This window comes from Pseudomonas sp. SMN5, assembly GCF_052041925.1.
Taxonomy (GTDB): domain Bacteria; phylum Pseudomonadota; class Gammaproteobacteria; order Pseudomonadales; family Pseudomonadaceae; genus Aquipseudomonas.
In genome coordinates this window covers 81,399-101,490 of sequence record NZ_JBKGGX010000017.1, presented here as the reverse complement: position 1 = coordinate 101,490, position 20,092 = coordinate 81,399, and the positions used below count along the sequence as shown (strand labels likewise).

Genomic DNA, 20,092 nt, shown 5'->3' with positions numbered 1-20,092 from the left:
GCCGATTCATTCAGCCCAGGTTCAGAGAACGTTCAAGGGGTGTTCAGGGACCGCTGGTTAATGTGACTGCGACTTCACCACCACCGACGTTTCCTGGAGCTTGATCATGACTCAGATGAAAAAACTGCTGTTGGCTTTCACCGTACTGGGCGTCAGCGCCATGGCCCATGCCGATGACAACTTCGCCAGCCTGACCCTCGGCCAGACCAGTGACAAGGTAAAGAAATCCGATGCCCTGAACGATAGCCTGAACCACCCGAATGCCGACGGCATCATCGGCAAGGACACCACCTACGGTGTCCGGCTGGGCAAGCAAAACGACCAGGGCCGCTACTACGCGACCTACGACAACGTCTCCGGAACCCATAACGGCATCAAGCTGCGTCAGGAGAACCTGCTGGGCAGCTACGACCTGTTCTACCCGGTCACCGGCAGCACTAAACTGTTCGGCGGCGCCACGGCGGGCCTGACCAAGCTGACCCAGGACTCTCCCGGCTACAGCCGCGACAGCGACATCGGCTATGCGGTGGGCTTGCAGGGCGGTGTCCTGCAACAAATTTCGCAGAACACCTCGGTGGAACTGGGTTACCGTTACCTGCGCAGCAACGCCAGCACCGAGATGAGCCCGCACGGTGGCGACAAGGTCGGCTCGCTGGACCTGACCAGCAGCGCCCAGACCTACCTGTCGGCCAACTACACGTTCTAAACGGTGCCTTGTGGGATGAGGGTATCCCGCCGGATCGGTCCTGGGCCGATCCGGCGCCAGTCGTTGCGGTGCGCCGCGCCGGATCGATGTCTGTTTTGCCTGGGGAGGCTTCATGAAGTTATTGGTCGTTGAAGACGAAGCGTTGTTGCGTCATCACTTGCATACCCGTCTGACCGACAGCGGACATGTGGTGCAGGCTGTGGGCAATGCCGAAGAGGCCTTGTACCAGGTCCGCGAGTTCAACCATGACCTGGCGGTGATCGACCTGGGGTTGCCGGGCATCAGCGGGCTGGAATTGATCCGCCGCCTGCGTTCACAGGGCAAGACCTTCCCGATCCTGATCCTGACCGCGCGCGGCAACTGGCAGGACAAGGTCGAAGGGCTGGCCGCCGGCGCCGACGACTATGTAGTCAAGCCGTTTCAGTTCGAAGAGCTGGAGGCCCGGTTGAACGCGCTATTGCGTCGCTCCAGCGGTTTCACCCAGTCGACCATCGTCGCCGGCCCGTTGCTGCTGGACCTCAACCGCAAACAAGCATCGCTCAATGAAGAGCCGCTGGCGCTCACGGCCTACGAATACCGCATCCTCGAATACCTGATGCGTCATCACCAGCAGGTGGTCGCCAAGGACCGCTTGATGGAGCAGCTTTATCCCGATGACGACGAACGCGATCCAAATGTCATCGAGGTACTGGTCGGACGCCTGCGGCGCAAACTGGAAGCCCCGGCGGGCTTCAAGCCGATCGACACTGTGCGGGGCCTGGGCTACCTGTTCAACGAGCGCTGCCAGTGATTCGTTCTCTACGCCTGCGCCTGATGCTGGCCGCCATGACCCTGGCGGCGTTGTTCATGCTGGCGTTGTTGCCGGCCATGCAGGGCGCGTTCAGCCTGGCGTTGCAGGAATCCATCGAGCAACGCCTGGCATCGGACGTGACCACGTTGATTTCCGCCGCCCGGGTGGAAAACAACAAGCTGAAGATGCCCGCGCAATTGCCCGACGAGCGCTTCAACCTCGCCGATGCCCGTCTGCTGGGCTATATCTATGATCGCGACGGGCATTTGGTCTGGCGATCGAAGGCGACCAGGGAAGAAAACATCAACTACACGCCGCGCTATGACGGTCTGGGCAACCAGTTCGCTCGCATCCGCGAGAACGACGGCCAGGAGTTTTTCGTCTATGACGTGGAGGTCAAGCTGCTCGGCGGCCAGAGCGCGGCGTTCAGCATCGTCACCCTGCAGCCGGTGCGCGACTACGAAGTGACACTCCAGGGCCTGCGGGACAATCTTTACCTGGGCTTCGGTGCGGCGCTGGCGGTGTTGCTGGCCCTGCTGTGGATCGGCCTGACCTGGGGCCTTCGGGCATTGCGGCGCCTGAGTCAGGAGCTGGACGAAATCGAAAGCGGCGCCCGGGAAAGTCTCAGCACTGAGCATCCGCGGGAGCTGTTACGCCTGACCGGTTCGCTCAACCGCCTGCTGCACAGTGAACGTGAGCAGCGCAGTCGTTATCGCGATTCCCTCGATGACCTGGCTCACAGCCTGAAGACTCCGCTGGCGGTGTTGCAAGGCGTCAGCGAAGACATGGCCCGGCGTCCCGAGGAGCGTGGACAGGCCTGGGTGCTGCAAAGCCAGATCGAGCGCATGAGCCAGCAGATTGGTTACCAGCTACAACGGGCCAGCCTGCGCAAGAGCGGGCTGGTGCGCCATCAGGTGCGCCTGCGTCCGGTGCTGCAAAGCCTGTGCGACACCCTGGACAAGGTCTATCGCGACAAACGGGTCAACGTCGGTTTCGACCTGCCGGAGCACTGCCAGGTGCCGATCGAGCAGGGCGCCTTGCTGGAGATGCTCGGCAACCTGTTGGAAAACGCCTACCGGCTATGCCTGGGCGAAGTGCGGGTCAGCGTGCACCAGACCCTTGGTGGCATGGAGCTGTGTGTCGAGGACGACGGGCCAGGCGTGCCGCCGGACCAACGGGCGCGGATCCTCCAGCGTGGCGAACGGCTGGACCGCCAGCACCCGGGGCAGGGGATCGGGCTCGCGGTGGTCAAGGACATCATCGAGAGCTACGGCGCCACGTTGACCCTGGGGGATTCGGAGCTGGGCGGGGCGGCGTTCCGGATTCATTTTCCGGTGGTCTGACTGACATTTTTGCTGTGTCGGCGGGGCCTGTGGCGAGGGAGCTTGCTCCCGCTCGAGTGCGCAGCGCTCGCAAGTTTTTAGGACCGCTTCGCAGCCCAGCGGGAGCAAGCTCCCTCGCCACAGGGGCCGGCAGCACGCCACAGAGGTTGGATGTCACCCCCTAGTTCTCCTGCTCTCGATAAGCCCCCGGTGTCAGCCCGGTCCACTTCTTGAACGCCCGGTGAAATGCCGACGGCTCGGAGAACCCCAGCTGCTCGGCAATCTGCTGCAACGACAGGTCCGCGTGTCCCAGGTGGTAGATGGCGATATCCCGCCGCAACTGGTCCTTGAGCTCCTGGAAGCTGGTGCCTTCCTCGCGCAAATGCCGGCGCAAGGTCTGGGGACTGATGTGCAGATGGGCGGCCACGGTGTCCAGGTCGGGCCAGCGGGCCGTGTCACGGCTGAGCAGGCGGCGCAGTTGGCTGCTCAGGCTGTGGCCGTCGTCCGGGCGTGACAGCAGGTCGGCGGGGGAACGTTCGAGAAAGTGCTTGAGGGTCCGCTCGTCCTGCAACAGCGGCATGTCCAGGTAACGGCTGTGGAACAGCAAGCTGCTGCTCTTGGCGTCGAACACCAGCGGGCAGGGAAACAGCAAATCGTATTCGGCACCGTGGGCTGGCCGTGCGTAGCCGAAGGTTGCCTGTTCCAGGCCAATCCGCTGGCCGATCAGCCAACTGCCGAGGCGATGCCAGATCACCAGCAGGCTTTCGCTCAGGAAATGGTCCGGGTCCCACAAGGTCGACTCGTCGAGGACCAGGCGTACTCGTTCGCCCTCGGCTTCCAGCGTCAGGCTCGGGGCGTCGGGGAACAGGCTGTAGAACAACAGGCCGCGTTGCAGGGCCTTGCCCAGGGTCCGGCAATGAATGATCGCGTGACACATCATGGCGAAGGTCCCCGGTTTACTCCGGGCCCGGCCAAAGCCCAGATATTCGTCGCCCAGGGCCAGCCACAGCGTTTGCAATAAACGGGCGAATTGCTCCGGGGCGATCCGCGCCCGCGGTTCATCCAGCAGCTCGGGGCTGATGCCCAGCTGTTGCAGCAGAGGAAAATAGTCGAACCCTTGCCGCCGAGCGCCACCCAGGGCAGCGCGGGCGAAGTGGCTGGCGATCGTGCGTTGGCGCATGGCGTAAATCCGTCCGTTGAGCAGGCGATGGTAGCAGCGGGTCGGGGCCGGGCAAGGCGGATATCCGCCAAATCCCGGAACGCAGAGAGCCCTGTGGGCGGAAAACCGCCACCTCTCGCCGGCCGCTTACGCCGCCGTGGAATCAACAAACCCTTCTGCTATACAGGATGTAGGGCATTTCGAAAAAGTGGCGCGTGGTTTGCAATACGTTGAGTAGGTCTGCCCGCGTGCAGCCGCCAAAACAAATCCCTCCAGTGCAGGAGGGTTCGCAATTGAGGTTTCGTCGACGACAGGTGGATGTTGTCGCACGGGACGCTTGAGGAAGGTTTGCCATGACGACTCGTCAGCCACTGTACAAATCCCTGTATTTCCAGGTGATCGTAGCCATTGCCATCGGTATTTTGCTCGGTCACTTCTACCCGCAGACCGGTGTGGCCCTCAAGCCGTTCGGTGACGGGTTCATCAAACTGATCAAGATGGTCATCGCCCCGATCATCTTCTGTACGGTCGTCAGTGGTATCGGTGGCATGCAGAACATGAAGTCGGTCGGCAAGACCGGCGGCTATGCACTGTTGTACTTCGAGATCGTCTCCACCATCGCCCTGTTGATCGGCCTGGTCGTGGTCAATGTCGTGCAACCGGGCAACGGCATGCACATCGACGTGTCGACCCTGGACACCAGCAAGATCGCCGGCTTCATTTCCGCCGGTAAAGACCAGAGCATCGTTGCCTTTATCCTCAACGTGATCCCGAACACCATCGTCGGCGCGTTCGCCAACGGCGACATCCTGCAAGTGCTGATGTTCTCGGTGCTCTTCGGTTTCGCCCTGCATCGCCTGGGTGCCTACGGCAAGCCGGTGCTGGACTTCATCGATCGCTTCGCCCATGTAATGTTCATCATCATCAACATGATCATGAAGCTGGCGCCTATCGGTGCCTTCGGTGCCATGGCGTTCACCATCGGCGCCTACGGTGTCGGTTCGCTGGTGCAACTGGGCCAGCTGATGATCTGCTTCTATATCACCTGCGTGGTCTTCGTGCTGGTGGTGCTGGGCGCCATCTGCCGCGCCCACGGTTTCAGCGTCATCAAACTGGTGCGCTATATCCGTGAAGAACTGTTGATCGTACTGGGTACTTCCTCTTCGGAATCGGCCCTGCCCCGCATGCTGATCAAGATGGAGCGCCTGGGTGCCAAGAAGTCGGTCGTGGGCCTGGTGATTCCAACCGGCTACTCGTTCAACCTCGACGGTACTTCGATCTACCTGACCATGGCGGCAGTGTTCATCGCTCAGGCCACTGACACCCACATGGACATCACCCACCAGATCACCCTGCTGCTGGTGCTGCTGCTGTCGTCCAAGGGTGCCGCCGGCGTGACCGGTAGCGGCTTCATCGTACTGGCGGCCACCCTGTCGGCCGTAGGTCACCTGCCGGTGGCCGGCCTGGCGCTGATCCTGGGTATCGACCGCTTCATGTCCGAGGCCCGTGCCCTGACCAACCTGGTGGGCAACGCAGTCGCCACCATCGTGGTTGCCAAATGGGTCAAGGAGCTGGACGAAGACCAACTGCACGCCGAGCTGGCTTCCGGCGGTCGCGGTATCTCCGACGTGCGTGAAGATGACGAGCAGATCGCGGCGGCACAGATCGCGGCAGCCGAATCCTCGGCTCCAGGCGTTGTGAAGTAAGCTTCAGACCTGCAATGAAAAACCCGCTTCGGCGGGTTTTTTCATGCCTCGGATTTCTGAAGGCGAGCGTGCTCCTGTGGCGAGGGAGCTTGCTCCCGCTGGGTTGCGAAGCAGCCCCAATATCTCTCAGTCGCCATGACACTTCAGGCAAAAAGCAGGGCCTGCTGCGCAGTCCAGCGGGAGCAAGCTCCCTCGCCACGCGGGTCTGAGCACAATCGTCAGTCACACTGACACCTACGGTAATTGCCCCATCGCCAGCCACTGCCTAGTCTTGGGCTATCGCCCCACTTGCGGAGATTCGCCCATGCAAGGCCCACTGGCATCGCTCAAGGTGCTCGACTTCTCGACCCTGTTGCCAGGCCCGTTCGCCTCGTTGCTGCTGGCCGACATGGGCGCCGAGGTGTTGCGCATCGAGTCGCCGACGCGGCCGGATCTGTTGCGGATCTTGCCGCCCCATGACCACGGGGTATCTGCCGGCCACGCGTACCTCAACCGCAACAAGCGCAGCCTCGCCCTGGACCTCAAGCAGCCACAGGCACTGGCGGTGATCGAGGCATTGCTCGCTGACCACGACATTTTGCTGGAACAGTTCCGGCCCGGTGTCATGGAGCGACTGGGCCTGGGATACGAAGCACTGAAGGCCATCAACCCTCGGCTGATCTACGTATCGATCACCGGCTATGGCCAGACTGGGCCCTACAGGGACCGCGCCGGCCACGACATCAACTACCTGGCCCTGGCGGGTCTCGCCAGCCACACCGGCCGGGCCGACAGCGGCCCATTGCCGCTGGGGTTCCAGGCGGCGGACATCGCCGGTGGTTCGCTGCACGGGGTGATCGGGTTGTTGGCCGCGGTGATCGCCCGGCAGCAGACCGGGCAGGGCCAGCACCTGGACGTGAGCATGACCGACTGTGTGTTCAGTCTGAACGCCCTGGCGGGTGCCGGTTACCTGGCCTGCGGTGTGGCGCCGGGGTTTGAGGAGCAGATGCTCAACGGCGGCAGCTTTTATGACTATTACCGCACGCGGGATGGCCGCTGGATGTCGGTGGGCAGCCTGGAACCGGCCTTCATGCAGGCGCTGTGCGAGGCGTTGGGCCGGACGGAGCTGGCGGCCCATGGATTGTCGCCCGACCTCGGGCAGCAGCAAACACTCAAGCAGGCGCTGCGAGCCGAGTTCGAGAAACATGACTTCGCCGATCTGCAGCGCTTGTTTGCCGCGATCGATGCCTGTGTCGAGCCGGTGCTGAGCCTTGAGGAAGCGTTGCAGCACCCGCAGTTGCAGGCAAGGGAGGTAGTGGCCCAAGTGCCTCGCGGCGATGGTACACACCAGGCGCAGATGGCCTGTCCGTTGAAGTTTTCGGATGGATTGCCCGCGCCTCGGCACGTTGGTGCGCAGGTTGGGGAGCATACGGATCAGGTGTTGGGGGAGTTGGGTTTCAGTGTCGAGCGGATTGCAGAGTTGCGTCGCAGCGGGGTGGTTTTGTAGCGGCTGTCAGGCCCCATCGCGAGCAGGCTCGCTCCCACACTGGACCTATGGTGCTCACAAATCTCCTGTGGGAGCGAGCCTGCTCGCGATGAGGCCAGTCCAGACACCGCAAAATTCGGTTACTCCACCCGCGTCTCCCCACTGAACACCAACGTCCCCCGGCAACTGCGGCACAAGTACCGCCGCCCTTGGCGGACCAGGCTATGGCGCTGGGCCGAGAACGGGAAGTCGTTGGCCTCGCATGGGCATTTGTAGATATAGCGGGTCACGCTGCGGCGTTTGATTTCGTAGGTATGGCAACGGTTGGGCGGCAGTTCGTAGACCCCGCGCATGATCAGTTGCCATTCTTCGCCATGGGGCTGGATGCGCTCTCCAAACAATTGGTGGGCGATCAGGTGGGCGACTTCGTGTGCCACGGTCTGCTTGAGAAAGTCCTCGGCGTTTTCCCGGTACAACTGTGGGTTGAAGCGCAGCAGATTCTCATGCAGGTGCGCCACGCCGGCCTTCTGGCCGCGCAATTTGAAGCTGACCACCGGGCGTTTGAAAGGACGTTTGAAAAAGGATTCGGCTTGTTGGTAACACTCTTCGACGCGGGTATTGAGTTGCTCGAGCATGCTTTACGGGTCTCCAGAAGCCCGAGTATGCCGCAAGCGCCGGTCGTTGCGAATCGCCCAGGCGCCCAGTGGTCGTTTCGGCAGGCGTGGACACAGGAAGGCCGCCTGACGGCGGCCTGTGTCGGCAGATCCTGTTTTTATAGGGGAGCCTTGATTCAGTTGGTATACACCGGGCCGACCCCCAGGCCCCAGACAATCACCGTGAACGCCATGATCGCCACCAGCACCACCAGGCCGACGGCCAGCACCGAACTGGAGAACAGGAAGCCTTCATCCTGGGGAATGTTCATGAAGGTTGGCAGGCCCACGTACAGCAAGTACACCGTGTAGCAGATGGCCGCCGTGCCGACGATCATACCCAGCCACATGTGCGGGTAGAGCGCCGCCAGGCCGCCGATGAACAACGGTGTCGCGGTGTAGGTGGCGAAGGCGACGCAACGGGCCAGGCTCGGGTTGGCATCGTAGGTACGGGCCATCCAGTGGATGAAGGCGCCCATCACCGCTACACCGCCGAGCATGGCCAGGTAGGACATGATGGTCATCCACAGTGCGCTTTCCTGTGTGAGCATCACCGGTGGACGATTGCCAATGACCCATCCCACCTGGGTGGTACCGATAAACGCCGACACGGCGGGAATGGCCGCCAGGATCAGCGTGTGGGTGAGGTACATGTGGCTGATGCTTTCCTCCTGATCGCCACGGATTTCTTTCCATTCTTGATCAGGGTGGGTAAAGAGCCCCACGACGTGATGGATCATAGTCAGTCACTCCTTTGTTATTGCCATCGCCCCCCAACGGAGCGCCTACGGGCCAAGCGGCCAAGTAAGTAAAGGTCTGTATGTGTGTGCGACCTTATGACGCAGTATAGAAAGGAGTTACTCCGAGGGGGATGGGCGGCTTAGAGCAAATCGCGCTGTGGGGCGGGGCGTTAATCGCCGATGGGTCTGTACCGTGAAACCTGGTAAACGATACCACCTGTGGCGAGGGGATTTATCCCCGCTGGGTTGCGAAGCAACCCCCGACGCACAATCTGCTAGAGCGCGGTGGCATTGAAATATTGGGGCCGCTTCGCGCCCCAGCGGGGATAAATCCCCTCGCCACAACAGCGGTACATCAGCCCCTTCGCTGCAACGCGGTTTTTTGCGTAAAATGCCCGCCTTTCGTCACACCTCACGGATTTCGCGTCATGGGCACTCTTACGGTCAATCAGAACAAACTGCAAAAGCGCCTGCGCCGTCTGGCCGGTGAGGCGGTCGCCGATTTCAACATGATCGAAGACGGTGACAAGGTCATGGTCTGCCTGTCCGGTGGCAAGGACAGCTACACCATGCTCGACGTGCTGATGCATTTGCAGAAGGTTGCGCCGATCAAGTTCGACATCGTCGCGGTGAACATGGACCAGAAGCAGCCGGGGTTCCCCGAGCACGTGTTGCCGGCCTACCTCGAGTCGCTGGGCGTGGAATATCACATCGTCGAGAAAGACACCTACTCGGTGGTCAAGGAACTGATTCCCGAAGGCAAGACCACGTGCTCACTGTGCTCGCGCCTGCGTCGCGGCACGCTCTACACCTTCGCCGACGAGATCGGCGCGACCAAGATGGCCCTGGGGCACCACCGCGACGACATCGTCGAGACGTTCTTCCTGAACATGTTCTACAACGGCTCGCTCAAGGCCATGCCGCCCAAGTTGTTGGCCGATGACGGACGCAACGTGGTGATCCGCCCGCTGGCCTACTGCAATGAGAAAGACATCCAGGCCTATTCGGATTTCAAGCAATTCCCGATCATCCCGTGCAACCTCTGCGGCTCCCAGGAGAACCTGCAACGCCAGGTGGTCAAGGAAATGCTCCAGGAGTGGGAGCGCAAGACCCCGGGCCGCACCGAAAGCATCTTCCGCGGCTTGCAGAACGTCATTCCATCGCAACTGGCGGACCGCAACCTGTTCGACTTCACCAACCTTCGCATCGACGAAAACGCCACCCCGCGGTTCGTCAACGTGGTGAACCTCTGACGAGGGCACACACTCGTATTCACGGCGCTCGCGGGCGCCGTTTTCATTTCAGACCCCAGGAGAGGGCATGCGCGATTACAAGTGGCTGCACGAGTATTGTCTGAACCGCTTCGGTTCGGCGGCTGAACTGGAAGCCCACCTGCCGGTGCCCAAGACGCCGGCGCAACTGCGCAAGATCAGCGACGACCGTTACCTCTCGACCATGGCGTTGCGAGTATTTCGCGCCGGGCTCAAGCACAGCCTGGTGGACGCCAAATGGCCGGCATTCGAGGAAGTGTTCTTCAAGTTCGACCCGGAAAAAGTCGTGTTGATGAGCGCCGAACACCTGGAGCGGCTGATGCAGGACGCGCGGATCATCCGGCACCTGGGCAAGCTCAAGAGCGTGCCGCGCAATGCGCAACTGATCCTGGACGTGGCCCACGAAAAGGGCAGCTTCGGCGAGCTGATTGCCGACTGGCCGGTGACCGACATCGTTGGCCTGTGGACCTACCTGAAAAAACACGGCCACCAACTGGGCGGTCTGTCAGCGCCGCGCTTCCTGCGGATGATGGGCAAGGACACCTTCGTGCCCAGCTACGACGTGGTGGCAGCGCTCAACGCCCAGGAGATCATCGACAAAGTGCCCACCAGCCTGCGTGACCTGGCTGCGGTGCAGAATGCCTTTAACCGTTGGCATGAGGAGAGCGGCGGGCGGCCGATGAGCCAGATTTCGATGATGCTGGCTTATACAGTGAATCATTGAAACCGCATCGCGCCTATCGCGAGCAGGCTCGCTCCCACATTGGATCTGTGGCGTTCACAAATCCCCTTGTGGGAGCGAGCTTGCTCGCGATAGCGGTTCATCAGGCGACGGAAATCTCACCTTCCCCGGCAAGCCTGCGGTTCAACTGAAACCGCCACCGCACATACAACAAGGCCGAGCAGAACACTGCCACGCTCGCGGCCATTTCCAGCACGCCGAACCACTGCCGGCTCGGGTCGTAGACCGCCAGCGCGCCCTTGATGAAGTACAGGTTCACCACAAAGCACATCCACGAATGCCCGCGGGCGCTGCCGCTGAGCATGCCTGGCGCCAGGATCAGCAGCGGCACCAGTTCGATCAGCAGGATCACCCAGGGCCGGGCACCGTGCAGGTCGGCGATCAACAGGTAATAAGCGCTGAGCAATCCCACCAGGCCGAAATAGCACAACAGGCTCAGGATGCGGGCGATGCGCACGCGCGGTTCCAGCCACGGGATGGGCGGCAGAATCTTCGGCTTCTTAGCCACGGCCCTTCTCCAGCAATTGCGCGGTTTTTGCCAGCCGCGAGCCCAGTGCCCGGCACAGCGTGATTTCATGCTCGTTCAAGCCGCTCTTGCCATCGGCCCCGGCGTGATGGCTCGGGCCATAAGGCGTGCCGCCGCCCTGGGTGTCGATCAGCGCCGATTCGCTGTAGGGCAGGCCGGTAATCAGCATGCCGTGGTGCAGCAGTGGCAGCATCATCGACAACAGGGTAGTTTCCTGGCCGCCGTGCAGGCTCGCGGTGGAGGTGAAGACCCCGGCCGGCTTGCCCACCAGGGCGCCGGTCAGCCAGAGGTTACTGGTGCCGTCGAGGAAATACTTCAGTGGCGCGGCCATGTTGCCGAAACGGGTCGGGCTGCCCAGGGCCAAGCCAGCGCAGTTCTTCAAGTCATCGAGGCTGGCGTAGAGCGGGCCTTGCTCGGGGATGTCCGGGGAAACGGCTTCGCATTCGGTAGAAACCGCCGGCACTGTCCGCAGCCTGGCTTCCAGCCCGGCCTGCTCGACCCCGCGGGCGATCTGCCGGGCCATCTCGTTGGTGGCGCCACCGCGGCTGTAATACAACACCAGGATGTACGGTGTGCTCACGGCAGGATCTCCAGGATTTTCTCAGGTGGCCGACCGATCACCGCCTTGTCAGCGGTTTCCAGGATTGGCCGCTCCATGAGTTTCGGGTGGGCGGCGATGGCAGCGATCAACTGGGCCTGGCTCAGGTCCTGGTCGGCCAGGTTCAGGGTCGTGTATTCGTCTTCGCCAGTGCGCAGCAGTTGCCGGGCGCTGATACCAAGCTTGCCCAGCAGGCGTTCGAGTTCAGTGGCGTCGAGCGGGGTTTCCAGGTAACGGACCACGGTGGGCGTCAGGCCCCGGGCCTCCAACAGTTCCAGCGCACCGCGGGATTTGGAGCAGCGCGGGTTGTGATAAAGCGTCAGATCAGTCATGAGCGGGTCGCATCTTGCGTAAGGTGGCGGCTATTCTACTGTGCCGCGAGGCACCCGGCACGTTGAGATCGGCCGATGGGTGGCGGCAGTTTTTACATTCAGACAAGGACTGGCACATGGCAAGGCGATTGACCACGGCACTGACATTGATCGGCATTCTGTTACTGGCCGGCTGCGGAAACGACTACGGGGTGGACCAGAACGGCCAGCCCATTGCCTCCCAGCGGCTGGACAAACAATGGCTGGTGCTCAACTACTGGGCGGAGTGGTGCGCGCCGTGCCGGACCGAGATCCCGGAATTCAATGCCTTGGCCGAGCAGCTCAAGGGACGCAATGTCGGGGTGTTCGGGGTCAACTTCGATCAGGTGCAGGGTGAAGAGCTCAAGAGTGTCAGCGAGAAAATGGGCATTCGGTTTACCGTGCTGGCCCGCGATCCCGCCGAGTTTTTCGACCTGCCGCGCAGCGAGGGGCTGCCGGTGACCTACATCATCGATAACCAGGGCAAGCTGCGCGAGCAGTTGCTGGGGGAGCAGACGGCGGCGGGGGTGATGGCGAAGCTGGAGGCGTTGCAGGCAATTAAGTGATTGCTATGTGAGATGGAGGCTTTTTGTGAGGATGAGCGCCTTTGTGGCGAGGGAGCTTGCTCCCGCTGGACTGCGCAGCAGACCCCTGCATTCTGTCTGATGTATCAACGTGACAGATGCCCCCGGGGGCCGCTTCGCAACCCAGCGGGAGCAAGCTCCCTCGCCACAGGGCTGAACCTGTCCCCCTGGTCCACACAGGTGTGTCTGGAGGGCCCAGGCCTCAGCCCTCTTCCAACCACCAACGCAACGGCTTGCCCTGGGCGGGCCAGAAGCGAATCTGCTCGGTGGGCGAGACGTCCCAGCGCTCGACCTTTTCCAGCGCCTGCAAGAAGCGGCCTTCCTGTTCCATCACGGCCGGACCGCAGAGTTTACGGGTGCTGCCGATCTTGCCGAAGCTCAGGTTGTGGCCTTCCAGGGTGTAGGGCGCGAACCAGTGATTGCAGCCGGCGTTGCCATAGGCCCGGCCGTCATCGCCAAGCGTGATGGTCAGGTGGCTGTAATCCATCAGCGGTCGTTCGCCGATCCACTCCAGGATGTAGCTGCGATTCTGCTGTAACTGCACCGGTTGCGCAGCACAGCCCAGCAGGCTCATGCCGATCAACGCGCACAGGGCCAGACGTTTCATCAGGCGGCTTCCTGGCATTTAGGACACAGGTGTTTTTCACCTAGGGTGCTCCAGCCCAGCTCGGCGATGCGTGCGTTGGCGGCGGGTTTCTGTGCCTTGACGCCGAGCTTGGCATCAACGGCGAATTCGAAGTTCAAGGTCTTGGCACAGCCGTCGCAATTGACCTGCCAGGTATGAATCGCCAGTTCGCCGAACACCGGGCCGGTGGTCATGGCGGTCCATTGGCCAATGGGCTTGAGCAGGTGCCGCACCGTGTCCACGGTCAGGCGCATGGACAGGTCCTTGCTGCCCTTCAAGGTGACGAGCAGTACGTCGTTGGTCTGGATCGAGCCGCCATTGCCGGTGACCTGATAGCGGCCCGGCGCCAGGGCGCGGACTTCGGTCAGGGTGTGCTGCGGGTTCATCAGGGTGTAGCGAAAATCGTGTTCGGCCATGGGTCCTCCAAATAGGCGGGACATGCTAGCACGGGGGATGGGTTGGGGCAGGCCGGATGATGGTCAGGCGACGAAAGCCCCTGTGGGAGCGAGCCTGCTCGCGATAGCGGTGAATCAGTCACATTTATGTCAACTGATGGATCGCTATCGCGAGCAGGCTCGCTCCCACAGTTGTTCCAAGTGTTTGCGCGGATTTGATGTCGGTACAAATCCCACAGGGGGTGTGTTGGCTGAATAGCAGCTCAGCTTTCCACCAGGTTTAACGGCATACCAGCCCTCCAGGCCGCGATGTTATCCAGGGTGGTCCTGGCAATTGCAGCCAACGCTTCATGCGTCAGGAACGCCTGGTGGGCAGTGATCACCACGTTGGGAAAGGTCAGTAGCCGCGCCAATACGTCATCCTGCAACGGCTGGTCGGAGCGGTCCTGGAAAAACAGCTGGGCCTCTTCCTCGTACACGTCCAGGCCGAGATAGCCCAAGCGGCCGCTTTTCAGGGCCTCGATCAGGGCGGGAGTGTCCACCAGACCGCCGCGCCCGGTGTTGATCAGCATGGCGCCGCGTTGCATGGCCGCCAGTGAGCGTGCGTTGATCAGGTGGCGGCTCTGTTCGTTGAGCGGGCAGTGCAGGCTGATGATCTGCGCTTGCTCCAGCAGCTCGGCCAAGGGCAAGTAGCGGGCGCCCAGGGCTTCGACCTGCGGACTGGGGTAGGGGTCGTAGGCGAGCAAGCGGCAGCCGAAGCCGGCCATGATCCGTGCAAACGTCGCGCCGATCTGCCCGGTGCCGACCACGCCGACTGTCTTGCCCACCAGGTCGAAACCGGTCAGCCCATGGAGGCTGAAGTTGCCGTCCCGGGTGCGGTTGTAGGCGCGATGCAGGCAGCGGTTGAGGGCCATGATCAACGCCACCGCATGTTCGGCCACCGCGTGGGGCGAGTAGGCCGGCACCCGGACGATGCTCAATCCCAGGCGCTTGGCCGCGCCCAGGTCGACATGGTTGTAGCCGGCCGAGCGCAGGGCGATCAACCGCGTCCCGCCGTGCGCCAGACGCTCCAGCACCGGGGCGCTGAGGTCGTCGTTGATGAACGCACAGACCACCTCATGCCGTTCGGCCAGGGTCACGGTGTCCAGGTCCAGCCGTGCGGGCTGGAATTGAAGCTCCAGGCCGACGGGGTTCGGTGCCTGGGTGAAACTGTCGCGGTCGTAGGTCTGGCTGCTGAAAAGAATCACGCGCATGGCGGCCTCCTGAAGCTGGGATGCCATCAGCTTAGCCGCGATTGTGCCGACGATTATTGCCCTGGGTCAGGCGCTGATACGAGCCTCGCTGGCGAGCCGGTTGATGGCACGCTCCAGCTCTTCCAGGGCGGCGGCGGCTTTCGGGTCCTGTTGCTTGAGCAACGTTTCGCTGCGTTGGCAGGCGGCCCGCAACTGCGGTACGCCGCAGTAGCGGGTGGCGCCGTGCAGGCGGTGGACCCGTTCGATCAGGGCGTTGTGATCATTAGCCTCGCTGGCCTGGCGGATCGCTTCGCGGTCGGCTTCCAGGGACGCCAGCAACATCGCCAGCATGTCCGCCGCCAGGTCGGCCTTGCCGGCGGCCAGGCGCAGGCCTTCTTCGTGGTCAAGCACCAGCAGTTCGCCGCTGCCCTGGTTCTCGTTGCTGCGCTCCGGCGACTGGTTGCGCAACGCCAGTCCGGTCCATTTGAGTACCACCTGGGCCAATTGCCGTTCGCTGATGGGCTTGGTCAGGTAGTCGTCCATGCCGCTTTGCAGCAGGGCGCGCTTTTCGTTGGCCATGGCATGGGCGGTGAGGGCGACAATCGGCAGCGGCGTGCAGTGCCGCTCGCTTTCCCACTGGCGGATCGCCTCGGTGCTCTGGCGTCCGTCCATGCCGGGCATCTGCACGTCCATCAACACCAGGTCGAAGGTTTCCTTCTGCACGGCCTTGACCGCTGCATAGCCGCTTTCTACCGCCAGGACCTTGGCGCCCATGTCTTCGAGCAAGGTTTGCACCAGCAGCAGGTTGGCCGGGTTGTCGTCCACGCACAGCACTTTGGGCGCACGGCTGGCCACCGGTTCGCTGGGTTCGCTGCGGGTAGGGCGCGGGTTGACCAGATCCGACAGCGAGCGGCGCAATTTGCGTGTACAGGCCGGCTTGGCCTGCAACTGGCTGTGGGGATTGGGGACCGAGAGGTGGTAGAGCGTCTGTTCGGTGGTGGGGCACAGCACCAGTACCTTGCAGCCCAGGTGTTCGAGGTCCCAGATGTGCTGGTTGAGACGCTCCGGTGGCATGTCGTTGCTGGTGATGCCGAGCACGGCCAAGTCAATCGCCTGATCGGTCTGGTGGGCGATAGTCACGCCGTTGGTCAGGTTCTCCAGGGAGTTGAACGGGGTCACTTGCAAGCCGCAGTCTTCCAGTTGGTGCTGCAAGGCCTGGCGCGCCAGTTCATGGTTTTCCAGTACCGCGACACGGCGGCCCAGCAACGGCGGCCCGGGCAGGTCCTCGGCGTCGTCGCGGGTCTTGGGCAGGCGCAGGCTGATCCAGAACTCCGAGCCTTCGCCCGGTGTGCTGTCGACGCCAATCTCACCGCCCATCTGTTCCACCAGGCGCTTGGAAATCACCAGGCCCAGGCCGGTGCCGCCCGGTTGCCGGGACAGCGAATTGTCAGCCTGGCTGAACGCCTGGAACAACGCCCGCACATCCTGGTTGGACAGGCCGATGCCGGTGTCCTGGACGCTGATGCGCAGTTGCACGCTGTCCTCGTGTTCGTCTTCCAGCATGGCCCGGGCGACGATGGTGCCCTCGCGGGTGAACTTGATGGCGTTGCTCACCAGGTTGGTGAGGATCTGCTTGAGCCGCAGCGGATCGCCCACCAGCGACAGCGGCGTGTCGCGGTAGACAAGGCTGACCAGCTCCAGCTGTTTGGCGTGAGCGGCGGGGGCGAGGATGGTCAGGGTGTCCTGTAACAGGTCCCGCAGGTTGAACGGAATGCTGTCGAGCACCAGCTTGCCGGCCTCGATCTTCGAGAAGTCGAGGATTTCGTTGATGATGCCCAACAGACTGTCGGCAGATTTTTCGATGGTGCCCAGGTAGTCAAGCTGGCGCGGGGTCAGCTCGCTTTTCTGCAATAAATGGGTAAAGCCGAGAATGCCGTTGAGCGGGGTGCGGATCTCATGGCTCATGTTGGCCAGGAACTCGGATTTGATCCGGCTCGCTTCCAGGGCTTCCTTGCGTGCCAGGTCCAGCTCGATGTTCTGGATCTCGATGGTTTCCAGGTTCTGGCGCACGTCTTCGGTGGCCTGGTCGATGCTGTGTTGCAGTTCTTCCTGGGCGTTCTGCAGGGTGCCGGCCATGCGGTTGATGCCCGAGGCCAGTTCGTCCAGCTCCTGGCTGCCCAACGGCGGTACGCGGGTTTCCAGGTGGCCGTCCTTGAGTTGCGCCACGGTTTGCTTGATCTGGCTCAGCGGCCGGTTGATCGTGCGGCCCATGCGCAGAGCCAGCAGCGCCGTCAGGCCCAGGCCTGCGGCAATCAATAGCAGGCTGGCGAAGAGGCTGCGGTAACCACGCAACAACATGCTGCTATGGGACAACTCCAGCTCGACCCAGCCCAACAGGCGGTCGGCTTCTTCGGGAATCAGCTCGCCGGCCAGGTTGCGATGCTTGCCGAATACCGGCAGCAAATAGCGCGTGGCGTCGTTACCGGTGCGTTGCAGCAACTGGGCGCTGTTGCCCTCCGGTGCCCGGTTGAGCATGGTCGGCCCGGCGTGGGCCAGCGGGGTGCGATCGGGCGCGAGGAAGGTGACGGCGCGCACGTCGGTCTGCTCCAGCGACTGGGTGGCGATGCGCTCCAGCAGTTCGGTGTCCTGGCGGCTCAGGGCCGGGGCGACCAATGGGGCCAGTTGTTCGGCGATCATTTCGCCACGTTGCAGCAACTGGGCATGCAGGTCCGCTTGCTGCATCCAGGTGAAATAGCCGCCCAGGACCAGCGCCATCAGGCTGGTCGGCAACAGGGTCAGCAACAGCACGCGGCCTTTGATTCCCAGTTTCTTGAGCACGCTTTGTCTCCTGCATCCAGCTGTCTGATTGAGCTTTGCGCGCGTCCGGCACGCAATACCTGCGCAGTGTAGCGATTTGCAAGCGGGCAATCTTCGTAAAATTCAAGTCGCAGTGCATCCATCTCGCCATGCTTCTTTGCAAAGCGCCAAGCGGCGGTTGCCTCTGGGAAGTCGATCTTGAATAATCGCTCAACTGAGAATTGTTTGCAGATAGTCATGAATCCCACTTCCGCCGGCCACCCCCGCATCCTGTCCATCGAAGACGATCCCGTGCTGGGCGCCTATGTGCATGAACACCTGGGCCGCAGCGGCTTTGACGTGACCTGGTGCCAGAACGGCCAGGAAGGCCTGGACATTGCCTGTCGCCAGGTTTTCGACGTGGTGTTGATGGACATCCTGCTGCCGGGCCTGGACGGCCTCGCGGTACTCACCCGTCTGCGTCAGCGGCAGTCGACGCCGGTGTTGCTGATGTCGGCCCTGGGCGCCGAAGCGGATCGCATCAGTGGTTTTCGTCTCGGTGCCGACGATTATTTACCCAAGCCCTTCAGCATGGTCGAGCTGCATGTGCGCATCGAGGCCATTCTGCGCCGTGTCGCCCTGGACCGGCGCCCGGCATCGACGCCGATCCCACGCCAGGCGGTGGATCTGGATTTTGATGAACAGCGCTGTGATGTGCAGGTTGCCGGCCAATGCGCCGGGCTGACCCGCAGTGAATACCGCTTGTTGGAGGTCCTGCATCGCAGCGGCGATGAAGTGTTGAGCAAGGCCTTCCTTTATCAGCATGTCCTGCAACGCGGTTACGCCCCCCACGACCGCAGCCTGGACATGCACGTCAGCCAGATCCGTCGCAAGCTGAAGGCCGTCGGCTACAGTGCGCGCCAGGTGCGCACGGTGTGGGGCAAAGGTTACGTACTGAGTGCTGACGATGAAATGGTCTGACCTGCCGGGCCGGCATTCGCTGTTCTGGAAACTGGCATGCCTGTTAGTGGCGTTCTGCTTGCTGATGATCTGGTTGAGCTGGTCCTGGGGCCGCTACATGGAAGTGCGCAACCAGTTCCTCTCGGACGAAGCCCGCGGCACGCTGACCCGTTACGCCGCCGAGGCCGAGCAGGCCTGGTATGCCGGCCAGCAGGCGGGCGTCGAGCACTGGTTGCAAGGCATGCAACAGCGCGAAGCGAGTTGGGTTGGCGTGATCGGCAGTGACTTGCAATCCCTTGGCGACCGCCCGCTGACCGACAGTGAAATGCAGCGCCTGACGTTCCTGCGCGGCCTCGACTGGCCCATCCACAAGAGAGGCCGTCCGTGGCTTCGAGTGCCGTTTCCCAGCGACCCTTCCGTCGGCAGCCTGGTGATCGAGCTGCCGGAGCGCTTCCTGCCTGGGCAGTACCGGTTGTTCTGGCGCGTGATCACCAATGGCGTGATTCCTGGTTTGTTTACCTTGCTGCTGTGTGTGGGCCTGTATCGCCTGTTGGTGGTGCCGCTCAATCAACTGCGCGAACAGGCCAATGCCTGGCGGGCCGATCAATTGAACGTACGCCTGTCCAGCCGCACGACCAACCGGACCGATGAGTTGGGTGAATTGGGGCGTGCGTTCGATCACATGGCCGAACGGCTACAATCGACCGTCATCCTGCAACAGCAACTGCTGCGCGACCTGTCCCACGAACTGCGCACACCCTTGAGTCGCTTGCAGGTCGCCAGCGAAAGCGAGCAAGGGCTAGAACCCTTGCGTGAACGGGTCGCCCGGGAAGTCGAGGGCATGCAACGGTTGGTGGAGGACACCTTGCAACTGGCTTGGCTCGACACCGACCGTGCGCCGCTGCCCCGGGAAGCCATCCAGATCCAGGCGTTGTGGGAAATGCTCACGGAAAATGCCTGCTACGAAAGTGCCTGGCCCGCCAGCCAACTGCATTGCGCCGTAGCGGCCGACTGTTGGGTGCAGGGCAACCTCAATACCCTGGCCCAGGCCCTGGAAAATATCCTGCGCAACGCCATCCGCCATTCCCCGTCCGATGGCATCGTGCGCCTGGATGGCCGACGCGAAGGCGCGTTCTGGCATCTTTGGCTGCAGGACGAAGGCGGCGGGGTGGCGGAGCAGGATCTGCAGCGTATTTTCGATCCCTTCACCCGCCTCGATGGCTCCCGTCCCGGCGATGGCGGTTTCGGCCTGGGCCTGAGCATCGCGCGCAATGCGGTGCAGCGCCAGGGCGGGCGGATGTGGGCGGAAAATGGTGAGCGAGGGTTGCGGTTGAATCTTTGGCTGATGGCCAACGATACCGCCGGCAAAGGCCAATCGAACGAGGCTCTTGTGGCGAGGGAGCTTGCTCCCGCTGGGCTGCGCAGCAGCCCTCAAACCTGAGTCCGCGGTGTCGGGCACTTATTGGGGGCTG

At 62.4% G+C, this 20,092-nt stretch carries 21 protein-coding genes; 10 read left to right on the top strand and 11 right to left on the bottom strand.

Features of this window, described 5'->3' with window-relative positions; translation table 11 throughout:
• Positions 1-106 precede the first annotated feature (106 nt).
• The 3 genes from ACLEJR_RS18235 (at position 107) to ACLEJR_RS18225 (ending at position 2,839) form a co-directional block, all read left to right on the top strand.
• Positions 107-706 carry a hypothetical protein gene (locus ACLEJR_RS18235; protein ID WP_440794913.1) on the top strand — a complete coding sequence of 200 codons (600 nt, stop codon included), beginning with the start codon at positions 107-109 and terminating at the stop codon, positions 704-706.
• 112 nt (positions 707-818) lie between these two features.
• On the top strand, positions 819-1,496 hold the full coding sequence (locus tag ACLEJR_RS18230) for a response regulator (protein ID WP_440794911.1): 678 nt from the start codon (positions 819-821) through the stop codon (positions 1,494-1,496).
• Positions 1,493-2,839, top strand: a complete 1,347-nt coding sequence (locus ACLEJR_RS18225) for an ATP-binding protein (protein ID WP_440815574.1) — start codon at positions 1,493-1,495, stop codon at positions 2,837-2,839. Before ACLEJR_RS18230 ends, ACLEJR_RS18225 begins: the two co-directional genes overlap by 4 nt.
• Before the next feature lie 160 nt (positions 2,840-2,999).
• On the opposite strand, the gene ACLEJR_RS18220 is transcribed toward ACLEJR_RS18225, so the two are convergent.
• The gene (locus tag ACLEJR_RS18220) at positions 3,000-3,998 is read right to left on the bottom strand and encodes an AraC family transcriptional regulator (protein WP_440815571.1); all 999 of its coding nucleotides are present in this window, start codon (positions 3,996-3,998) and stop codon (positions 3,000-3,002) included.
• Positions 3,999-4,330: 332 nt separating this feature from the next.
• On the opposite strand from ACLEJR_RS18220, the gene ACLEJR_RS18215 reads away from it, so the two are divergent.
• Together ACLEJR_RS18215 and ACLEJR_RS18210 are read left to right on the top strand one after the other, a co-directional pair.
• On the top strand, positions 4,331-5,683 hold the full coding sequence (locus ACLEJR_RS18215) for a dicarboxylate/amino acid:cation symporter (RefSeq protein ID WP_440794905.1): 1,353 nt from the start codon (positions 4,331-4,333) through the stop codon (positions 5,681-5,683).
• A gap of 304 nt (positions 5,684-5,987) precedes the next feature.
• Entirely contained in the window at positions 5,988-7,169 is a 1,182-nt protein-coding gene (locus ACLEJR_RS18210; RefSeq protein ID WP_440815569.1) for a CaiB/BaiF CoA transferase family protein, read from the top strand.
• 119 nt (positions 7,170-7,288) lie between these two features.
• On the opposite strand, the gene ACLEJR_RS18205 is transcribed toward ACLEJR_RS18210, so the two are convergent.
• Entirely contained in the window at positions 7,289-7,783 is a 495-nt protein-coding gene (locus tag ACLEJR_RS18205; protein WP_440794901.1) for a SprT family zinc-dependent metalloprotease, read from the bottom strand.
• A gap of 155 nt (positions 7,784-7,938) precedes the next feature.
• Positions 7,939-8,541 (bottom strand): Yip1 family protein, encoded by a 603-nt coding sequence (locus ACLEJR_RS18200; protein WP_039591896.1) that lies wholly within the window; start codon positions 8,539-8,541, stop codon positions 7,939-7,941.
• 428 nt (positions 8,542-8,969) lie between these two features.
• Here ACLEJR_RS18200 and ttcA point away from each other — a divergent pair, with 428 nt between their 5' ends.
• Positions 8,970-9,794: a tRNA 2-thiocytidine(32) synthetase TtcA gene (gene ttcA / locus ACLEJR_RS18195; protein ID WP_440794899.1), complete on the top strand. Its 825-nt coding sequence runs from the start codon at positions 8,970-8,972 to the stop codon at positions 9,792-9,794.
• 67 nt (positions 9,795-9,861) lie between these two features.
• On the top strand, positions 9,862-10,536 hold the full coding sequence (locus ACLEJR_RS18190) for a DNA-3-methyladenine glycosylase I (RefSeq protein ID WP_440815567.1): 675 nt from the start codon (positions 9,862-9,864) through the stop codon (positions 10,534-10,536).
• A 100-nt stretch (positions 10,537-10,636) separates the two neighbouring features.
• On the opposite strand, the gene ACLEJR_RS18185 is transcribed toward ACLEJR_RS18190, so the two are convergent.
• Genes ACLEJR_RS18185 through arsC form a run of 3 tightly spaced genes read right to left on the bottom strand, consistent with a single transcriptional unit; the run spans position 10,637 to position 12,010 of the window.
• Positions 10,637-11,062, bottom strand: coding sequence for a DUF2069 domain-containing protein (locus tag ACLEJR_RS18185; RefSeq protein ID WP_440815565.1), 426 nt, complete (start codon positions 11,060-11,062; stop codon positions 10,637-10,639).
• Positions 11,055-11,660: an NAD(P)H:quinone oxidoreductase gene (wrbA, locus tag ACLEJR_RS18180; protein ID WP_440794894.1), complete on the bottom strand. Its 606-nt coding sequence runs from the start codon at positions 11,658-11,660 to the stop codon at positions 11,055-11,057. Before wrbA ends, ACLEJR_RS18185 begins: the two co-directional genes overlap by 8 nt.
• A complete protein-coding gene (gene arsC, locus ACLEJR_RS18175; protein ID WP_440794892.1) occupies positions 11,657-12,010 on the bottom strand; it encodes an arsenate reductase (glutaredoxin) in 354 nt (117 codons plus the stop codon). Before arsC ends, wrbA begins: the two co-directional genes overlap by 4 nt.
• Positions 12,011-12,126: 116 nt before the next feature.
• On the opposite strand from arsC, the gene ACLEJR_RS18170 reads away from it, so the two are divergent.
• Positions 12,127-12,594 carry a TlpA disulfide reductase family protein gene (locus ACLEJR_RS18170; RefSeq protein ID WP_440815564.1) on the top strand — a complete coding sequence of 156 codons (468 nt, stop codon included), beginning with the start codon at positions 12,127-12,129 and terminating at the stop codon, positions 12,592-12,594.
• Between the two features lie 220 nt (positions 12,595-12,814).
• Here ACLEJR_RS18170 and ACLEJR_RS18165 read toward each other — a convergent pair whose 3' ends face one another.
• The 5 genes from ACLEJR_RS18165 to ACLEJR_RS18145 all read right to left on the bottom strand — a co-directional run bounded on the left by ACLEJR_RS18165 (position 12,815) and on the right by ACLEJR_RS18145 (position 17,920).
• Complete coding sequence (locus tag ACLEJR_RS18165) at positions 12,815-13,219, bottom strand: META domain-containing protein (RefSeq protein ID WP_440815561.1); 405 nt, start codon at positions 13,217-13,219, stop codon at positions 12,815-12,817.
• A complete protein-coding gene (locus tag ACLEJR_RS18160) occupies positions 13,219-13,653 on the bottom strand; it encodes a hypothetical protein (protein ID WP_440815559.1) in 435 nt (144 codons plus the stop codon). The genes ACLEJR_RS18165 and ACLEJR_RS18160 overlap by 1 nt, the downstream gene beginning before the upstream one ends.
• A gap of 242 nt (positions 13,654-13,895) precedes the next feature.
• Entirely contained in the window at positions 13,896-14,885 is a 990-nt protein-coding gene (locus ACLEJR_RS18155; RefSeq protein WP_440815556.1) for a 2-hydroxyacid dehydrogenase, read from the bottom strand.
• A 66-nt stretch (positions 14,886-14,951) separates the two neighbouring features.
• Entirely contained in the window at positions 14,952-17,702 is a 2,751-nt protein-coding gene (locus ACLEJR_RS18150; protein WP_440794883.1) for a response regulator, read from the bottom strand.
• Positions 17,660-17,920, bottom strand: coding sequence for a hypothetical protein (locus ACLEJR_RS18145; RefSeq protein WP_440815554.1), 261 nt, complete (start codon positions 17,918-17,920; stop codon positions 17,660-17,662). The genes ACLEJR_RS18150 and ACLEJR_RS18145 overlap by 43 nt, the downstream gene beginning before the upstream one ends.
• Here ACLEJR_RS18145 and ACLEJR_RS18140 point away from each other — a divergent pair.
• Both ACLEJR_RS18140 and ACLEJR_RS18135 read left to right on the top strand, forming a co-directional pair.
• Entirely contained in the window at positions 17,919-18,641 is a 723-nt protein-coding gene (locus ACLEJR_RS18140; protein ID WP_440815551.1) for a response regulator transcription factor, read from the top strand. The genes ACLEJR_RS18145 and ACLEJR_RS18140 overlap by 2 nt on opposite strands.
• Positions 18,628-20,061: a histidine kinase sensor domain-containing protein gene (locus ACLEJR_RS18135; RefSeq protein WP_440815549.1), complete on the top strand. Its 1,434-nt coding sequence runs from the start codon at positions 18,628-18,630 to the stop codon at positions 20,059-20,061. Before ACLEJR_RS18140 ends, ACLEJR_RS18135 begins: the two co-directional genes overlap by 14 nt.
• The last annotated feature ends 31 nt before the right edge of the window (positions 20,062-20,092 follow it).

Excerpts from the sequence above, each read along its gene's own strand:
- ACLEJR_RS18165 (WP_440815561.1), bottom strand. The coding sequence starts at position 13,219 with ATGAAACGTCTGGCCCTGTGCGCGTTGATCGGCATGAGCCTGCTGGGC.
- ACLEJR_RS18160 (WP_440815559.1), bottom strand. The coding sequence starts at position 13,653 with ATGGCCGAACACGATTTTCGCTACACCCTGATGAACCCGCAGCACACC.
- ACLEJR_RS18145 (WP_440815554.1), bottom strand. The coding sequence starts at position 17,920 with ATGACTATCTGCAAACAATTCTCAGTTGAGCGATTATTCAAGATCGAC.
- ACLEJR_RS18215 (WP_440794905.1), top strand. The coding sequence starts at position 4,331 with ATGACGACTCGTCAGCCACTGTACAAATCCCTGTATTTCCAGGTGATC.
- ACLEJR_RS18170 (WP_440815564.1), top strand. The coding sequence starts at position 12,127 with ATGGCAAGGCGATTGACCACGGCACTGACATTGATCGGCATTCTGTTA.
- ACLEJR_RS18155 (WP_440815556.1), bottom strand. The coding sequence starts at position 14,885 with ATGCGCGTGATTCTTTTCAGCAGCCAGACCTACGACCGCGACAGTTTC.
- arsC (WP_440794892.1), bottom strand. The coding sequence starts at position 12,010 with ATGACTGATCTGACGCTTTATCACAACCCGCGCTGCTCCAAATCCCGC.
- ttcA (WP_440794899.1), top strand. The coding sequence starts at position 8,970 with ATGGGCACTCTTACGGTCAATCAGAACAAACTGCAAAAGCGCCTGCGC.
- ACLEJR_RS18230 (WP_440794911.1), top strand. The coding sequence starts at position 819 with ATGAAGTTATTGGTCGTTGAAGACGAAGCGTTGTTGCGTCATCACTTG.
- ACLEJR_RS18200 (WP_039591896.1), bottom strand. The coding sequence starts at position 8,541 with ATGATCCATCACGTCGTGGGGCTCTTTACCCACCCTGATCAAGAATGG.
- ACLEJR_RS18135 (WP_440815549.1), top strand. The coding sequence starts at position 18,628 with ATGAAATGGTCTGACCTGCCGGGCCGGCATTCGCTGTTCTGGAAACTG.
- ACLEJR_RS18210 (WP_440815569.1), top strand. The coding sequence starts at position 5,988 with ATGCAAGGCCCACTGGCATCGCTCAAGGTGCTCGACTTCTCGACCCTG.
- ACLEJR_RS18220 (WP_440815571.1), bottom strand. The coding sequence starts at position 3,998 with ATGCGCCAACGCACGATCGCCAGCCACTTCGCCCGCGCTGCCCTGGGT.
- ACLEJR_RS18205 (WP_440794901.1), bottom strand. The coding sequence starts at position 7,783 with ATGCTCGAGCAACTCAATACCCGCGTCGAAGAGTGTTACCAACAAGCC.
- ACLEJR_RS18235 (WP_440794913.1), top strand. The coding sequence starts at position 107 with ATGACTCAGATGAAAAAACTGCTGTTGGCTTTCACCGTACTGGGCGTC.
- ACLEJR_RS18190 (WP_440815567.1), top strand. The coding sequence starts at position 9,862 with ATGCGCGATTACAAGTGGCTGCACGAGTATTGTCTGAACCGCTTCGGT.
- ACLEJR_RS18140 (WP_440815551.1), top strand. The coding sequence starts at position 17,919 with ATGAATCCCACTTCCGCCGGCCACCCCCGCATCCTGTCCATCGAAGAC.